We start from the raw sequence: 17,147 nt of genomic DNA, 5'->3' as shown, positions 1-17,147 counted from the left end.
CGACGCACCATGACGGACTCCTGCCCGGGAGAACGGCTGATCCACCACACGGGCAAGAGCCATCAGACACTGCCTAGGCGTGGAGCCAGACGCGGCGGTCGCGGGCCACGGTGTGGATGCGGTCCACCCGTTCCGGGTGGAGCACCCCGCCCAGCATGCCGAGGGCCGCCACCTCGCGCTCCCGCAGCACCCGCACGTCCTCCAGCGGGGCCGCCACCTCGACCTCCGCGGCGCCGACCAGCACGAGCACCGGATGCACCCGCACCAGGAAGCCGCAGCCGCGCGAGAGCACCAGCGCGGACCGTGCCGCGTCCCGCCGGGCCCGGCGCACGTACGGGCAGGGCCGCCGCTCCCCCGCCGCGCCGGCCGGGACGTCGCCGCCGACCGCGACCTTCACCCCGCGGGCCCGCTCCGCCTCGACGCAGAACACGCCGCCGGGGCCGATCAGCAGGTGCGGGATCACCGCCTCCCCCGGCAGCACGATGGAGTGCACCACCTCCCAGCCGCCCGCCGCCAGCCCGTCCAGCTCCGACCCGACGAACTGCTGCGCCTCCAGCGCCCGGCGCCAGTCGTCCTCCACCGGCCGCCGGCCGAGCAGCCGCGCCAGGAACAGGCCGAAGCGGCCGGTCCGCGAGGCGTCGAGTCGTGCACGCAACGTCTCCCCCGGCCGGTTCGGCGCGAGGTCGTCGTCAGGCGGCAGGAAGAGCCTCTCGGGGTCGTAGCACCTTCCGCCCGCGCCCCTCTTCGATGGTGGCCGCTCACCCACGCCCATCACCCCCCACCGCCATATTGCCGCAGAAGCGCGGGAACCAACCCATTCGTCCGGCCGTTGAACCGGGTGAGGCCCCGCGGCATCCCCCCGTCCGCGGGGCCTCACCCATGCCCGGGCCCGGCCGGCACCGCCGCCGGAGCGCCCGCCGGCGGAGCACCCGCCGCCGGCTGGCGCGTTCGGGCGCTTCGGGCCCGACATCTCCCCTCGGTGCTTTACTTCATGATCCGACAAACGAATTATCCCTTTTGCCGCATTGCATATTGAAGGGATAGGGCCCAGTGAGAGCAGCTGCCCTGTACGGAACCATCGGATCCCTGATCCTCACCGGACTCACCGGCCTCCCCACCACCCCGGCCCACGCCCTCGATCCCGGCCGCGCCGAAGCGCGCGGCGTGGCCCTGGCCGCCCGGCAGGCCGCCGCCAAGGGCATCGACTTCGACACCTGCCCCGCCGTCGAGGGCCTGAACGACACCGTGGAGTGCGGCACCGTGTCGGTACCGCTGGACTACGCGCACCCGCACGGCAAGCACATCTCCCTCACGGTCAGCCGGTCCCGCGCCGGCGGCGGGGACGCGGAGCGCCAGGGCGCGATCGTCTTCAACCCCGGCGGCCCGGGCGGCAACGGCATGTTCTACCCCCTGCTCGCCGGCCTGCCCCAGTGGCGCAACATCGCCGACGCCTACGACATCGTCGGCTACGCCCCGCGCGGCGTCGGCCGCTCCGCACCGCTGTCCTGCGTGAACCCCGCCGGCTTCGTGAAGGGCCCGACCGACGCCCCCGAGCACCCCACCGCCGCGTACAAGAAGCGGCAGCTCACCAAGGCCCGCGCCTACGCCCGGGGCTGCGCCCGCCGGGGCGGTGCCGGACTGCGGCACTTCACCAGCCTCAACAACGCCCGCGACCTCGACGTCCTGCGGGCCGCGCTCGGCGAGAAGAAGCTGACCTTCATGGGGGCGTCCTACGGCACCTACTTCGGCGCCCTGTACGCCTCCCTCTTCCCCACGCACGTGCGTCGCATGGTCTTCGACAGCATCGTCAACCCCGACCCCCGCAAGATCTGGTACGGGAACAACCTCGACCAGTCGGCCGCCTTCGAGCGGCGCTGGGCCGACTGGCGGCGCTGGGCGGCCCGCCACCACGCCGTCTACCACCTGGGCCGCACCCCCCAGGAGGTGCTGGCCTCGTACGAGAAGGCGAGCCGGCAGCTGCAGAAGCGGCCCGCCGGCGGCACCGTCGGCCCCGCCCAGATGCAGAGCGCCTTCCTGAAGTCCGGGTACACCGACAGTCACTGGGCGCGCGACGCGCGGGCGCTCTCCGCCTATCTGCGCGGCGAGGACGGGCCGCTGATCACGCTCGCCGCGCCCGACGCGGCCTCCGCCCGGGCCGCCGAGAACGAGAACGCCGTCTACACCGTCGTCGAGTGCAACGACGCGTCCTGGCCCGGGTCCTGGGAGACATGGGACCGCGACAACTCCCGGCTCGCCAAGAAGGCACCGTTCGAGACGTGGAGCAACGCCTTCATGAACCTGCCGTGCGCCTATTGGAAGGGCCCCCGGCAGCGGCCGGTCGACGTCCACATCGGACGCCGCTCGGGCCTGCCGCCGACGCTGCTGCTGGCCGCCGAGCGGGATGCGGCCACACCGTACAAGGGCGCGCTGGAGCTCCAGCGCCGGATCGCGGGCTCGGTGCTGGTCACCGAGCGCGGCGCGGGCACGCACGGCATCGGCGGCGGACCCAACGCGTGTGTGAACCGCTACCTGGACGACTACCTGCTCGACGGCCGGCTCCCGGCACGCCGCACCTACTGCGGCCCGCGCCCCGAGCCCCGCGCGATCGGCTGAACCCGGCAGACCCCGGACAGCACTGCGCCGGCCCCGCCCGGAACGGGCGGGGCCGGCGCACGATCTCCGCGACTTCAGCAGCCCCGGGCTCAGGCGAGCCCGGCCACCAGATCCGCCACAGCCTTACGGCGACCCGTACTGCATCTCCCGGGGGATGACCCCCCGGACCCCCAGCCGGGGCCCGGGTACCGTCGGCTCAGGCGAGCCCGGCCACCAGATCCGCGACAGCCTTACGGCGACCCGTGTAGAACGGCACCTCTTCGCGCACGTGCATCCGCGCCTCGGAGGCCCGCAGGTGACGCATGAGGTCGACGATGCGGTAGAGATCGTTGGCCTCGAAGGCCAGGATCCACTCGTAGTCGCCCAGCGAGAACGAGGCGACCGTGTTGGCCCGCACGTCCGGGAAGCCGCGCGCCATCTTGCCGTGGTCCGCGAGCATCCGGCGGCGGTCCTCGTCGGGCAGCAGGTACCAGTCGTAGGAGCGCACGAAGGGGTAGACGCTCACGTAGTCGCGGGGCGTCTCGTCGGCGAGGAACGCCGGGATGTGCGACTTGTTGAACTCGGCGGGGCGGTGCAGCGCCATGTTCGACCACACCGGCTCCAGCGCACGGCCGAGCCGGGTGCGGCGGAAGAGGTTGTACGCCTCCTGGAGGGCGTCCGAGGTCTCGGAGTGCCACCAGATCATCACGTCCGCGTCGGCCCGCAGACCCGACAGGTCGTACGTGCCGCGCACCGTGACGTCCTTCTCGGCGAGCGCGGCGAAGAGCTCCTCGACCTCGTCGGCGTAGCCGGCGCGGTCCTGCGGCAGCACGTCACGCAGCTTGAACACCGACCAGAGGGTGTAGCGGATGACCTCGTTGAGGTCCTTGGCCTTCTTGCCGGCGTTCGGGGTCTTCCCAGGGGCGTCAGTCATGTCCCTATTCTCCCCCCTGCCCCTCGGCGCCCGGCGCCAGGGTGGCCAGTAGCTCGTCGGCGGCCCGGCGGCCGCTGGAAATGCAGGCCGGGATGCCCACGCCGTCGTAGGCCGCGCCGCAGACCCGCAGGCCGGACAGGCGGGCGACGTCCTCGCGGATGCCGGCGACCCGGGAGAGGTGGCCGACCGGGTACTGCGGCAGGCCGCCGTGCCAGCGGGTGACGACGCTCTCGACGGGCGCCGCCGCGAGCCCCACCGCGTCGCCGAGGTCCTTGAGCGACATCGCGACCAGCTCGGCGTCCTCGCGTCCGAGGTCCTCCTCGTCGCCGAACCGCCCGATCGAGGTACGCAGCACGAAGAGGCCGGGGTCGGCCTCGGCGTTCCAGCCCCACTTGTTGCTGGAGAAGGTGGACGCCTTGATCTTCCGGCCGTCGACGGGCGGCACGAGGAAGCCGCTGCCGTGCAGCAGCCCCTCGACGTCGGAGCGGCGGAAGGCCATGGTGACCAGGGCCATGGAGGCGTACTCGACGCCGGCGAGCCCCGTCGCGGCGGCGGGCGCCGCCGTGCGGAGGAGCCTCGCGGCCTCCGGCGCGGGCGCGGCCAGCACGACCGCGTCGGCTTCCATCGTCCAGTCGAAGGCGTGGATCTCCCACTCGTCACCGAGCCACCGCAGATCGTGGACGTAGGTGTTGAGGTAGATCTCGCCGCCCTTCGCCCGCACCGCGTCCGCGACCGCCCCGGGCAGTGTTCCGATGCCGCCCTCGATGCCCATGAAGACCGGACCCGCCTGCTGCGGCGCGGCGGCCGCCCGCGCCTGGAGGGCCCGTACGGCCTCGGTCAGCGTGCCGTGCGTCCGCGCCGCCTCGAAGAGCTGCGGAACCGCCGCCCGCATCGAGATCCGGTAGGGGTCGCCCGCGTACACGCCGCCGAGCAGGGGCTCCACCAGCCGGTCGACGACCTCGCGGCCCATCCGCCCGGCCACGTACTCGCCGATGGCGACGTCGTCGCCGACCTCGGTGCGCGGCAGCTCGGCGTCCCGGGCGACGCGGGCGACGCCCTCCTCGGAGAGCACCCCGGACGCGGCCAGGGGGGAGAGGTCGCCGGGCACGCCCATCATGTGTCCCGTGGGCATCGGGCGCAGGCCGCCGCGCGACCAGATCCTCGCCGTGGCGGTGGCCGGGGGCTGCAGCCGGTCGCCGAGGCCGACTGCGCGGGCCAGCTCGACGGCCTCCGGCCGCCGTGCGAGCATCGACTCGGCCCCCAGGTCGACGGGCACGCCCGCGATCTCGCCGGAGTGCAGCTTGCCGCCGAGGCGGGCCGAGCCCTCCAGGAGGGTCACGCGCGCACCGCCCTCCAGCAGCCGGTGGGCGGCCGCCAGGCCGGAGATCCCGCCGCCGATGACCACCACGTGCCGCGAAGAGGGGTGCGCTTGGCTCATGGCTCCACTGTCTCAAATCCCCACGAGGCGCCCGTCGGCACCCCATTGACAGCGCTCCGTGCCCGGCCGAGACTCGCGCGCACACGACCGTCTCACGACCGCCCCACCGTCCCACCCGTCACGAACGTTTACGGAGACCCCATGAACGACCGCATCCGGGATGTGTACATCGTCGATGCCGTGCGCACCCCGGTCGGCAAGTACGGCGGCGCCCTCGCCGCCGTACGCCCCGACGACCTCGCCGCGCACGTCGTGCGCGCCCTGGTGGGCCGGGCTCCCGGGCTGGACCCGGCCCGCATCGACGACGTCGTCCTCGGCAACGCCAACGGCGCGGGCGAGGAGAACCGCAACGTCGCCCGCATGGCCGTGCTGCTCGCCGGCCTGCCCGTCACCGTGCCCGGCGCCACCGTCAACCGGCTGTGCGCCTCCGGCATGGAGGCGGTCGTGCAGGCGTACCGGGCCGTCGCGCTCGGCGACGCGTCCGTGGTGGTCGCGGGCGGGGTGGAGTCGATGAGCAGGGCGCCCTGGGTGCTGCCCAAGCCGGAGCGGGCCTTCCCCGCCGGCCATCAGGAGCTGTACTCGACGACGCTCGGCTGGCGCATGACCAACCCGGCCATGCCGCCGCAGTGGACGGTCTCCCTCGGCGAGGGCGCCGAGCTGATCGCCGACAAGCACGGCATCACCCGCGAACAGCAGGACGCGTTCGCGTTCGCAAGCCATGAGAAGGCCGCGCGGGCCTGGAAGGACGGGGCCTACGAGGCCGAGGTCGTACCGCTGCCCGGGGTGGACCTCGCGCGGGACGAGTCCATCCGCGACGCCACCTCGCCACAGGCGCTCGCCGCCCTGAAGCCCGCCTTCCGCACGGCCGGCGGCACGGTCACGGCGGGCAACTCCTCGCCGCTCAACGACGGCGCCGCCGCGCTGCTCCTGTGCGACGAGGAAGGGCTGCGGGCCACCGGGTGCGAGCCGCTGGCCCGGGTGCGGGCGACGGCGGTCACCGGCATCGAGCCGGACCTCTACGGCCTGGGCCCCGTCGAGGCGGTGCGCCGGGCGCTGGCCAAGGCGGGCCGGTCCTTCGCGGACGTGACGCACTTCGAGCTGAACGAGGCGTTCGCGGCCCAGGCGCTCGGCTGCTTCGCCGAGTGGCCCGGCCTCGACCCGGACGTCGTCAACCGGCGGGGCGGCGCCCTCGCCATCGGCCACCCCCTGGGCTGCTCGGGCGCCCGCCTGACGGGCTCGCTCGCCCACCAGCTCGCCGCGGCGGGCTCCGGCACGGGCCTGGCGGCGCTGTGCATCGGCGTGGGGCAGGGACAGGCGCTGGTCCTGGAGCGCTGAGCACGGTGACGGCCCGTCAGCCGGGCGGCGGGCGAACGGTCTTTCTCCGGGCGGGGCGCGGAACGTAACGTGATCGGCACGACCGGCGAGAGGACGGCAACGCGATGGCGCAACGGCGACTGGTGGTCATCGGGGGCGACGCCGCGGGCATGTCCGCGGCGTCCCGGGCGCGCAGGCTGCAGGACCCGGAGCAGCTGGCGATCACGGCGTTCGAGCGCGGCGGCTTCGCCTCGTACTCGGCGTGCGGGATCCCGTACTGGGCCGGCGGGGTGGTCGACGGCCCCCACGCGCTGATCGCCCGCACCCCGGCGGAGCACCGCGAGCGCGGCATCGACCTGCGGATGCGGACCGAGGTCACCGAGATCGACCCGGACCGGCAGCGGGTCCGGGCCCGGGACCTGGAGTCCGGCCGGGAGCGGTGGCACGGCTACGACGACCTGGTCGTCGCGACGGGCGCCCGGCCGCTGCGCCCGCCGCTGGAGGGCATCGACGCCCCGGGCGTGCACGGCGTGCAGACCCTCGGTGACGGGCAGGCGCTCCTCGACGGCCTCCGGGCCGCGGAGGGGCACCGGGCCGTCGTCATCGGCGCCGGCTACATCGGCGTGGAGATGGCCGAGGCGCTCACCCGGCGGGGTTACGCCGTGACGATCGTCGAGCGGGCCGCGCAGCCGATGTCCACCCTCGACCCGGACATGGGCGCCCTGGTCCGCGAGGCGCTGTGCGGCATGGGCATCGAGGTGGTGACGGACGCCGCCGTCACCGGCGTGGTCACCGGGCCGGACGGGCGGGTGGCCGCGGTCGCCACGAAGGACCGGGAGTACCCGGCGGACGTGGTCGTCCTCGGCCTGGGCGTCCGGCCGGAGACCTCGCTGGCCGAGGCCGCCGGGCTGCCGCTCGGCACGTCGGGCGGGCTGCTGACGGACCTGGCGATGCGGGTGCGCGGGCACGGCGACGTCTGGGCGGGCGGCGACTGCGTCGAGGTCCTCGACCTCGTCTCGGGCCGCACCCGGCACATCGCCCTGGGCACGCACGCCAACAAGCACGGCCAGGTGATCGGCACCAACGTGGGCGGGGGCTACGCGACGTTCCCGGGGGTGGTGGGGACGGCCGTCAGCAAGGTGTGCGACCTGGAGATCGCCCGCACCGGCCTGCTGGAGGATCAGGCCACGGCGGTGGGCCTGGCCTTCCACGCCGTGACCGTCGAATCGACCAGCCGCGCCGGCTACTACCCGGGCGCCGCCCCGATGACGGTCAAGATGCTGGCCGAACGCCGCACCGGACGCCTGCTGGGCGTGCAGATCGTGGGCCGAGAGGGCGCGGCGAAGCGGGTCGACGTGGCGGCGGTGGCACTGACCGCGCGCATGACGGTGGACCAGATGACGGCGCTGGATCTGGGCTACGCGCCGCCGTTCTCTCCCGTGTGGGACCCGGTACTGGTCGCGGCCCGCAAGGCCGCCGCGGCGGTGGCGGAGGGGTGACCTTTCCCCTCCCCGCCCCTTCCCGAAACCGGGGCTCCGCCCCGGACCCCGGTCCTCAATCTCCCCCAGCTACCGCTGGGAGGTGCCCCCGGACGGGCTGAAAATCAGCCCGTCCGGCGATTGAGGACACCGCGCGAAGCGCGGTCCGGGGTCCGGGGGCTTGCCCCCGGTTCCGGGAAGGGGCGGGGTGGGGGAGGAACCGCCGGAGGCGGCTCCCTACCGCGCCGTCCGCTCGTGCACGTACTGCACCAGATGCGTCAGCGCGTCGGGGTCCATGGCCGGCATCACGCCGTGCCCCAGGTTGAAGACGTGGCCCTCCAGGCCGGCCGCCGCCGCCAGGACCTCGTCGGTCTTCGCCTCGACCGCCTCGCGCGGGGCGAAGAGCACCGCCGGGTCCAGGTTCCCCTGCAGTGCCTTGCCCGGGCCGACCCGCTTGGCGGCCTCGTCCAGCGGGACCCGCCAGTCGACGCCCACGACGTCCGCGCCGGCCTCGCCCATGAGGCCGAGGAGCTCGCCGGTGCCCACGCCGAAGTGGATGCGCGGCACGCCGTACTCCGCGACGGCGTCGAAGACCTTGGCCGAGGCCGGCATCACGTAGCGCCGGTACTCGGCGGGGGCGAGCGCGCCCGCCCAGGAGTCGAAGAGCTGGACGGCGGACGCCCCGGCCTCGATCTGGACGCGCAGGAAGGCGGCGGTGATGACGGACAGCCGCTCCACCAGCTCGGCCCACAGCTCCGGGGCGCCGTACATCATGGCCTTGGTGTTCTCGTACGTGCGCGACGGGCCGCCCTCGATGAGGTAGCTGGCCAGCGTGAACGGGGCCCCGGCGAAGCCGATCAGCGGCGTGGCGCCGAGCTCGGCGGTGAGCATGCCGACGGCCTCGGTGACGTAGGGGACGTCGGACGGGTCGAGGGGGCGCAGCCGCTCCAGGTCGGCGCGGGTGCGGACCGGGTCGGCGACGACCGGGCCGACGCCGGGCTTGATGTCGAGGTCGATGCCGATGGCCTTCAGCGGCACCACGATGTCGCTGAAGAAGATGGCGGCGTCGACGCCGTGACGGCGCACCGGCTGCAGGGTGATCTCGGTGACGAGCTCGGGCCGCATGCAGGATTCCAGCATGGGGATGCCCTCGCGGACCTTGCGGTACTCGGGGAGCGAGCGGCCTGCCTGGCGCATGAACCAGACGGGGGTGTGCGGGACGGGTTCGCGGCGGCAGGCCCGCAGGAACGCCGAATCGTGTACCGCTTCCTGTGCCGCGGTGCGGCCGGTCTGCTGCTGGCTGCGCTCACTCATGCCCCAAATCTTCGCACGGGCCGAACGAGTGACCCGCCCGTGTGGGTGTCCCTACCCGGAACCGCGGGTTGTTCCGCCTAGTCTTCCGGGCATGGCTGCGGCGCAGGGACACCTCTCGGACGGTCCGGACGACGCGGATGGGGAGGAGACCCCGTCCGTCTTCCGGCAGGCGGTCGCGGGGCTGCAAGGGGTTCGCCTGCGGCCAGAGATCGAGCTGGACGCCACTCCGCCGCCCCAGCGGCTCGCGCCGTACTCCTACGCTCTGGAGGCGGCGGTCGTCGTGGACGACGAGGAGCTGGCGGACGGGCGGCTGATCCTGCTGCACGACCCGGCGGGGCACGAGGCGTGGGGCGGCACGTTCCGGCTGGTGACGCTGGTGCACGCGGAGCTGGAGCCGGAGATGGCGACGGACCCGCTGCTGCCGGAGGTGTGCTGGTCCTGGCTGACCGGTGCGCTGGAGGCGCGCCGGGTGCCATACGCCGCGCCGAGCGGCACGGTGACGCGCGCGAGCTCGCACTACTTCGGCGGGCTGCGGGAGCGGGAGCCGTCGACGCGGATCGAGATCCGGGCGTCGTGGTCGCCGGCCCCGGCGAAGGGGCCGGTGGCCGCCGCGGGTGCCGCGGGCGCCGCCGCGCAGGTGCCGGACACGGCGGCGCACCTGTCGGCGTGGTGCGACCTGCTGTGCCAGATCGCGGGGCTGCCGCCGGGCGGCGCACCGGAGGCGGGCATCGTGACGCTGCCGCAGCGGCGGGGGCCGCACAGCAGCCGCTGAGCGGGGGCGCAGCGGGGGCACTACCGGGGCGAACGGGGCTGACCTGCGGCGATGTGGCGTACGGGGGCCGTTCCGGGTGCCCGGGGATGCACAAGTTGATCGGGCAATCGTCTGAATTGCCCGAATTGTTACTCATCAATTCGTGATCATTCCCTAAAGCCGGGACGTTTCATTGCCGAAGGACCTTGTGACCCTTCCCACACGGATCGCCCCGGCTTATCCCCAAGTCGGCACCGGTCCCCGCCACTCCCCCCATGGAGGCCTGGTGTCCGTTCTCCTTGAGCAACCCGCTAGCCTCGCCTACCGCCCGAACAAACCGACCGCCATGGTCGTCGTCGCGGACCCCCGGGTCCGCTCCACCGTCACGCGCCACCTGTGGGCGCTGGGCGTGCGCGACGTGATCGAGGCGTCGTCCATCGCGGAGGCCCGGCCGCGCATCGGCAGCCCGCGCGACATCTGCGTCGCCGACGTCCACCTTCCCGACGGTTCCGGCCTGACACTGCTCTCCGAGACCCGCGCCGCGGGCTGGCCCAACGGGCTGGCCCTCTCCGCCGCCGACGACATCGGCGCCGTGCGCAACGCACTGGCGGGCGGCGTCAAGGGCTATGTCGTCACCGGCACCCGTACCAATCTCGGCGTCCCCGGCCGTCCCGGAGCCGCCCCCATCGGCTCGGCCGCCGCCCGCATGCAGCGGCGCCCGCCCGGCGCCCCCGGCCACCCCGGTGGCTACCGCGAGCTGTCCGGACGCGAGGTGGAGGTGTTGCGGCTGGTGGCGGAGGGCCAGTCCAACAAGGCCATCGGCGTCTCGATGGGACTCTCGGCGCTCACCGTCAAGAGCCACCTCGCCCGCATCGCCCGCAAGCTCGGCACGGGGGACCGGGCCGGGATGGTGGCGGTGGCACTGCGCACCGGCATCATCCACTGACGACATCCACCGACCACATCCACCGACCGCGGGATTCCGCGCCGCGCCCGTCGCCGGAACGTTCCGGCGACGGGCGCTTGCCATCCACAGATACCCTTGACCAGTGACCGACGCCCAAGAGACCGCAGCAGACACGACACTGCGAACCACCGGGGGCGCCCCCCCGGACGACGTCGATTCGGCGCCGATTCCCCTGCTGGAGCCACGGGAGGGCATGCCCCCGGTCGTCGCCGACGCCGAGGCCCTGGCCCGTGTCGTCGCGGCCTTCGCCGCGGGCACCGGCCCCGTCGCCGTCGACGCCGAGCGCGCCTCCGGCTACCGCTACGGCCAGCGCGCCTACCTCGTCCAGCTGCGCCGCGAGGGCGCCGGGACCGCGCTGATCGACCCGGTCGGCTGCCCCGACCTGTCCGCCCTCGGCGAGGCCGTCGCCGACGCCGAGTGGGTGCTGCACGCCGCCACCCAGGACCTGCCCTGCCTGCGCGAGATAGGGATGACCCCGGCCCGGCTCTTCGACACGGAGCTGGCGGGACGGCTCGCGGGCTTCGCGCGCGTCGGACTCGGCGCCATGGTCGAGAACGTCCTGGGCTATGCCCTGGAGAAGGGCCACTCCGCCGTCGACTGGTCCACCCGCCCGCTGCCCGAGCCCTGGCTGCGCTACGCCGCACTGGACGTGGAGCTGCTCGTCGACCTGCGCGACGCGCTGGAGGAGGAGCTGGACCGGCAGGGCAAGCTGGAGTGGGCCCGCCAGGAGTTCGACGCCATCGCCTCCGCGCCGCCCGCCCCGGCCCGCAAGGACCCCTGGCGCCGCACCTCCGGCATGCACAAGGTGCGCCGGCGCCGGCAGATGGCCGTGGTGCGCGAGCTGTGGACGGCGCGCGACCACATCGCGCAGCGCCGTGACGTCTCGCCGGGCAAGGTGCTCGGTGACGCCGCGATCGTCGAGGCCGCGCTGGCCCTGCCGCCGAACGCGCACGCGCTCGCCGCACTGCCCGGGTTCGGGCACCGCATGAGCCGCAAGCAGCTGGAGCAGTGGATGGCCGCGGTGGACCGGGCCAAGGCGCTGCCGGACGCGGAGCTGCCGCAGCCCGGCCAGCCGCTGACCGGCCCGCCGCCGCCGCGCGCCTGGGCGGACAAGGACCCCGTGGCGGCGGCCCGCCTGTCGGCGGCCCGCACCGCGGTCTCGGAGCTGGCCGAGCGGCTCACGATGCCGCAGGAGAACCTGATCACGCCGGACACGGTGCGCAGGCTGTGCTGGGAGCCGCCGAAGGTGGCGACGCCGGAGGCCGTGGCGGAGGTCCTCTCCGCGCACGGTGCGCGGGCGTGGCAGGTGGAGCAGGTCACCCCCGTGCTCGTGAAGGCCCTGACGGACGCCTCCGCCTGACGCTTACCCCTGTACCGCGCTCCGCGCGGTGTCCTCGAACGCCGGACGGGCTGGATTCTCCAGCCCGTCCGGCGTTCGAGGACCGGGGGTACGGGGCGGAGCCCCGGGAAACGGCGCCCGCACTGCGGAATGTGACCTTCGCCGCTCCCGCCGAGGGGTCTGTGCAGCGTGGTTACCCGCAAGTAGCATGACGGTGTCAGCCCGCACCGCGGCGGAGCCGTATCGGCATGCCCGCGCGCAGCGATCCGCACCTGGAGGAGAGCCAACGTGCCTCGTACCGCTAGGGACGTCGTTTTCGTCGACGGCGTCCGCACCCCGTTCGGCAAGGCGGGCCCGAAGGGCATCTACCACGAGACCCGCGCCGACGACCTGGTCGTCAAGTGCATCCGGGAGCTGCTGCGCCGCAACCCGGACCTCGACCCGGCCCGCATCGACGAGGTCGCCATCGCCGCGACCACGCAGATCGGCGACCAGGGGCTGACGCTGGGCCGTACCGCCGGCATCCTCGCGGGCCTCCCGCAGTCCGTGCCCGGTTACTCCATCGACCGCATGTGCGCCGGTGCAATGACCGCCGTGACGTCCGTCTCGGGCGGCGTCGCCCTCGGTGCGTACGACATCGCCCTCGCCGGCGGCGTCGAGCACATGGGCCGCCACCCCATGGGCGAGGGCGTCGACCCCAACCCGCGCTTCGTCTCGGAGAAGCTGGTCGACGAGTCCGCCCTGTTCATGGGCATGACGGCGGAGAACCTGCACGACCGCCTCCCGCACATCACCAAGCAGCGCGCCGACGAGTACGCGGTGCGCAGCCAGGAGAAGGCCGCCAAGGCGTACGCCGACGGCAAGATCCAGGCCGACCTGGTGCCGATCTCCATCCGCCGCACGTCCCCCGAGGGCGGCGAGACGGGCTGGGGCCTGGCCACCGCCGACGAGCCGATGCGCCCGGGCACCACGCTGGCCAACCTGGCCGGCCTGAAGACCCCGTTCCGTCCGCACGGCCGGGTCACCGCGGGCAACGCCGCCGGTCTCAACGACGGTGCCACCGCCTCCCTGATCGCGGCCGAGGACGTGGCCCGCGAGCTGGGTCTGCCGGTCAAGATGCGCCTGGTCTCCTACGCCTTCGCCGGCGTGGAGCCCGAGGTCATGGGCATCGGCCCGGTCCCGGCCACCGAGAAGGCGCTCGCCAAGGCCGGCCTGTCGATCGACGACATCGGCCTGTTCGAGATCAACGAGGCGTTCGCCGTCCAGGTGCTCTCGCTGCTGGACCACTACGGCATCGCCGACGACGACCCGCGCGTCAACCAGTACGGCGGCGCCATCGCCTTCGGCCACCCGCTGGCCTCCTCCGGCGTGCGTCTGATGACGCAGCTGGCCCGCCAGTTCGAGGAGCAGCCGCACGTCCGCTACGGCATCACCTCGATGTGCGTCGGCTTCGGCATGGGCGGCACGGTCATCTGGGAGAACCCGCACTTCGACGGAGGCAACAAGTGAGCACCACCGCTGAGCTCCTGAAGGGCGCGGCCGAGCTGTTCCCCGACGAGGTCGTCACCCAGGCGCACGTGCGCCACCTCGACCTCCCCGGCGCCGGGCGCTTCGCGCTCATCACGCTGGACAACGGCTTCGACCACACCAAGCCGACCACCTTCGGCCCGAAGTCCCTCGCGAACCTGAACACCGCGATCGACCAGGTCGAGGCCGAGGCGAAGGCCGGCGACATCGTGGGCGCCGGCATCACCGGCAAGCCGTTCATCTTCGCCGTCGGCGCCGACCTCAAGGGCGTCGAGCTGCTGAAGCGCCACGAGGACGCGCTGGCCATCGGCAAGGGCGGCCACGACGTCTTCAAGCGCCTGTCGTCGCTGGGCGTGCCGACCTTCGCGTACTACAACGGTGCCGCGATGGGCGGCGGCGTCGAGGTCGGTCTGCACTGCACCTACCGCACGGTCTCGAAGGCGATCCCCGCCTTCTCCCTGCCCGAGGTCTTCCTCGGCCTGGTGCCCGGCTGGGGCGGCTGCGCCCTGCTGCCGAACCTCATCGGCGCGGACCGCGCGGTCTCGGTCATCATCGAGAACTCGCTCAACCAGAACCGTCAGCTCAAGGGCAAGCAGGTCTTCGAGCTCGGCATCGCCGACGCCCTCTTCGAGGGCGCGGACTTCCTGGAGCAGTCGCTGCTGTGGACGGCCTCCGTCCTCAAGGGCGAGACCGAGGTCGTCCGGACCGAGATCGACCGCGGCGAGGCATGGGACCAGGCCGTCGAGCGCGGCCGCTTCATCGCCGACTCCAAGGTGCACGGTGCGGCCCCGGCCGCCTACCGCGCGCTGGACATCATCGCCGCCGCCAAGAACGGCGACCTGCGCCAGGGCTTCGACGCCGAGGACCAGGCCCTCGCGGACCTGATCATGGGCGGCGAGCTGCGCAGCGGCATCTACGCCTTCAACCTGGTGCAGAAGCGCGGCAAGCGCCCCGCCGGCGCCCCGGACAAGTCCCTCGCGCGCCCGGTCAACAAGGTCGGCGTCGTCGGCGCCGGTCTGATGGCCTCCCAGCTGGCGCTGCTGTTCGCCCGCCGCCTTGAGGTGCCGGTCGTGCTGACCGACATCGACCAGGAGCGCGTCGACAAGGGCGTGGGCTACGTCCACGGCGAGATCGACAAGCTGCTGCTCAAGGGCCGCATCAACCAGGACAAGGCCAACCGCCTCAAGGCCGCGGTGACCGGCTCGCTGGACAAGGCCGCCGCCTTCGGCGACGCGGACTTCGTCATCGAGGCCGTCTTCGAGGAGATGGGCGTCAAGCAGCAGGTGTTCGCCGAGGTCGAGGCGGTCGTGCCCGAGCACGCCATCCTCGCCACCAACACCTCCTCGCTGTCGGTCACCGAGATGGCCTCGAAGCTCAAGCACCCCGAGCGGGTCGTGGGCTTCCACTTCTTCAACCCGGTCGCGATCCTGCCGCTGCTGGAGATCGTGCGCGGCGAGCAGACCGACGACGCCGCGCTGGCCACGGCCTTCGGCGTCGCCAAGAAGCTGAAGAAGACCGCGGTGCTGGTGAAGGACGCCCCGGCGTTCGTCGTCAACCGCATCCTGGTCCGCTTCATGGGCGAGATCCAGAACGTCATCGACGAGGGCACCCCGGTGGCCACCGCCGAGAAGGCCGTCGAGCCGCTCGGCCTGCCGATGTCGCCGCTGGTCCTGCTGGAGCTGGTCGGCCCGGCCATCGGCCTGCACGTCTCCGAGACCCTCGCCGGCGCGTTCCCCGACCGCTTCAAGGTCTCGCCGAACCTGGCCGCCGTGGTCAAGGCCGGCAAGCGCGGCTTCTACGTCTACGACTCCGGCAAGCCGGAGCTGGACCCCGAGGTCGCCGCGCTCCTCGTCCAGGGCGACACCGTCCTGACGGAGGAGCAGGTCCGCGCCCGCGTCCTGGACGCGGTCGCGCAGGAGATCGGCCTGATGCTGGACGAGGGCGTCGTCGCCGAGGCGCAGGACATCGACCTGTGCCTGATCACGGGCGCCGGCTGGCCCTTCCACCTGGGTGGCGTCACGCCGTACCTGGACCGTGAGGGCGTCTCCGAGCGCGTTCTCGGCCGCCGCTTCCTCGCCGAGGGCGTGGCGAGCGTTCCCGCGTAGCGGATGCCGCGAGGGGTCCGGGGCTCCGCCCCGGACCCCGGTCCTCAAACGCCGGACGGGCTGACTTTGTCAGCCCGTCCGGCGTTTGAGGACAAGAAACGGTGAAAGGGCGGGGTCGGGGAGAACTCACCCCTACGCGCGCCCTGCGCTCCACCGGCTGACGACCTCAGTCAACGCCCGCACCGCCTTCGCGACGAGCCCGTCGTCGAACCGCACCCGCCGGCTGTGCTCCACGTGCAGGAAGGGCACCCCGACCGCGTCCGCGTGGTCGCCCTGGACGTTCGTGCGGCCCTCCAGCCGGCCGCACTCCCGCTGCCACACCTCGCACACCCGCAATCCCTCCTGCCGCAGGCCGGCGGCGAGCCGCCGTGCGGAGGGCAGACCCGCGTTCCCCTTGCCGGGGGAGACGACCACGTCGTGGTCGGGCAGGCTGCTGTCGGCGAAGCCGTGCACCTGGACGGCGGGCATCCGGCGGTCGGCGAGGGCGTCGGCGACGGCGGCGAAGACCGAGTCGGAGCGGTGGGCGACGTCCGCGGCGTCCGTCTCGCCGCTCTCGCCGTCGCCCACCGTGCGGTAGGCGCCCGCCAGGATCAGCACGCCGCCGCGGACGTCGCGCAGCAGCCCGATGCCGAGCTGCTCGGTGCGCTGGTCGGCGGTGGGGTGCGGCACCTGTACCGACCACCGTGCGGGGCCGCGCAGGTCGATGTAGACGCGGCCCCAGCCCCGGGCGGTCTCGCCGTCGACGGTGGCGTCGGCGATCTCGGCGTACTGCCCTCCGCCGGGCTGGTCGACCAGGGTCCGCACGGTGTAGCCCGCGGTGGCCAGCGTCTGCTCGGCGCCGGCCCGGTCGCCGTCCAGGAACAGGCGCACGCCGTCGGCGACGGCCCGCCGGTCGTGCGCGGCGGGAATCCGGTACCGACCGTCCTGATTGATGCGATCGGTGAAGCTCGTGATCCGCCGGGCGAGGTCGACGGACGTGCCGGGGACCGGCGGCGTGCCGCGGTCGCCGCCCGCGCCGCGGTCGAGGGGCCGGCTGCCCGCGGTGCCCTGTACGCCCGGCCGGGCGCAGGCGACGGCCCCGCCGACCAGCGCCAGTGCCACCGCGCCGACCAGCACGGGCCTCAGGGGAGCGGCAAGGGCGGGCATGAGCTTCATGCCGGCAAAAATACCCGGCGAATCCCCCTCGCCGGCACGCCCGAATCGTCCGTCTACGCTCCCGCGCGCAGAGATCGCACGCAATTGAGGGCGGGAAATGGGCGGATTGCGGCGCCAATCGATCTTGGAATTGATTCGGTAAAGCAGGGGAATTGCGATCAAGACCGCTCGGCCTCTTTTGGTAATTCTTTCGATTTTCCCTAGACTTCCCACGTTTTACGCATGCGCAGTGC

13 protein-coding genes are annotated in these 17,147 nt (G+C 73.4%); 8 read left to right on the top strand and 5 right to left on the bottom strand.

Annotation, left to right across the window (positions count from 1 at the left end):
• Positions 1-73 precede the first annotated feature (73 nt).
• Positions 74-655, bottom strand: a complete 582-nt coding sequence (locus tag IE182_RS16410) for a nuclease-related domain-containing protein (RefSeq protein ID WP_190110553.1) — start codon at positions 653-655, stop codon at positions 74-76.
• A 395-nt stretch (positions 656-1,050) separates the two neighbouring features.
• On the opposite strand from IE182_RS16410, the gene IE182_RS16405 reads away from it, so the two are divergent.
• Positions 1,051-2,613, top strand: coding sequence for an alpha/beta hydrolase (locus IE182_RS16405; protein WP_190110552.1), 1,563 nt, complete (start codon positions 1,051-1,053; stop codon positions 2,611-2,613).
• 196 nt (positions 2,614-2,809) lie between these two features.
• Here the strand turns inward: IE182_RS16405 and hemQ are convergent, their stop codons facing one another.
• Positions 2,810-3,526 carry a hydrogen peroxide-dependent heme synthase gene (gene hemQ, locus IE182_RS16400; RefSeq protein ID WP_190110551.1) on the bottom strand — a complete coding sequence of 239 codons (717 nt, stop codon included), beginning with the start codon at positions 3,524-3,526 and terminating at the stop codon, positions 2,810-2,812.
• A gap of 4 nt (positions 3,527-3,530) precedes the next feature.
• On the bottom strand, positions 3,531-4,964 hold the full coding sequence (gene hemG / locus IE182_RS16395) for a protoporphyrinogen oxidase (protein WP_190110550.1): 1,434 nt from the start codon (positions 4,962-4,964) through the stop codon (positions 3,531-3,533).
• 141 nt (positions 4,965-5,105) lie between these two features.
• Here hemG and IE182_RS16390 point away from each other — a divergent pair, with 141 nt between their 5' ends.
• Positions 5,106-6,299: a thiolase family protein gene (locus IE182_RS16390; protein WP_190110549.1), complete on the top strand. Its 1,194-nt coding sequence runs from the start codon at positions 5,106-5,108 to the stop codon at positions 6,297-6,299.
• Positions 6,300-6,403: 104 nt separating this feature from the next.
• Complete coding sequence (locus IE182_RS16385) at positions 6,404-7,777, top strand: FAD-dependent oxidoreductase (RefSeq protein ID WP_190110548.1); 1,374 nt, start codon at positions 6,404-6,406, stop codon at positions 7,775-7,777.
• Between the two features lie 216 nt (positions 7,778-7,993).
• Here the strand turns inward: IE182_RS16385 and hemE are convergent, their stop codons facing one another.
• Entirely contained in the window at positions 7,994-9,070 is a 1,077-nt protein-coding gene (gene hemE / locus IE182_RS16380; protein ID WP_190110547.1) for a uroporphyrinogen decarboxylase, read from the bottom strand.
• Between the two features lie 91 nt (positions 9,071-9,161).
• On the opposite strand from hemE, the gene IE182_RS16375 reads away from it, so the two are divergent.
• The 5 genes from IE182_RS16375 to IE182_RS16355 all read left to right on the top strand — a co-directional run bounded on the left by IE182_RS16375 (position 9,162) and on the right by IE182_RS16355 (position 15,759).
• Complete coding sequence (locus IE182_RS16375) at positions 9,162-9,842, top strand: DUF3000 domain-containing protein (RefSeq protein WP_190110546.1); 681 nt, start codon at positions 9,162-9,164, stop codon at positions 9,840-9,842.
• A gap of 265 nt (positions 9,843-10,107) precedes the next feature.
• Positions 10,108-10,767, top strand: a complete 660-nt coding sequence (locus IE182_RS16370) for a response regulator transcription factor (protein WP_071963467.1) — start codon at positions 10,108-10,110, stop codon at positions 10,765-10,767.
• Positions 10,768-10,870: 103 nt separating this feature from the next.
• A complete protein-coding gene (locus tag IE182_RS16365; RefSeq protein ID WP_190110545.1) occupies positions 10,871-12,148 on the top strand; it encodes an HRDC domain-containing protein in 1,278 nt (425 codons plus the stop codon).
• A gap of 267 nt (positions 12,149-12,415) precedes the next feature.
• Positions 12,416-13,636 carry a thiolase family protein gene (locus IE182_RS16360; protein WP_190110544.1) on the top strand — a complete coding sequence of 407 codons (1,221 nt, stop codon included), beginning with the start codon at positions 12,416-12,418 and terminating at the stop codon, positions 13,634-13,636.
• Entirely contained in the window at positions 13,633-15,759 is a 2,127-nt protein-coding gene (locus IE182_RS16355; RefSeq protein WP_190110543.1) for a 3-hydroxyacyl-CoA dehydrogenase NAD-binding domain-containing protein, read from the top strand. Before IE182_RS16360 ends, IE182_RS16355 begins: the two co-directional genes overlap by 4 nt.
• A 132-nt stretch (positions 15,760-15,891) precedes the next feature.
• Here the strand turns inward: IE182_RS16355 and IE182_RS16350 are convergent, their stop codons facing one another.
• A complete protein-coding gene (locus IE182_RS16350; RefSeq protein ID WP_190110542.1) occupies positions 15,892-16,914 on the bottom strand; it encodes a hypothetical protein in 1,023 nt (340 codons plus the stop codon).
• Between the last annotated feature and the right edge of the window lie 233 nt (positions 16,915-17,147).

It is taken from the genome of Streptomyces cinnamoneus, from assembly GCF_014650495.1.
Lineage (GTDB): Bacteria > Actinomycetota > Actinomycetes > Streptomycetales > Streptomycetaceae > Streptomyces > Streptomyces cinnamoneus.
The sequence above is the reverse complement of the archived record's forward strand: the minus strand, read 5'-3'. Positions and strand labels throughout refer to the sequence as shown.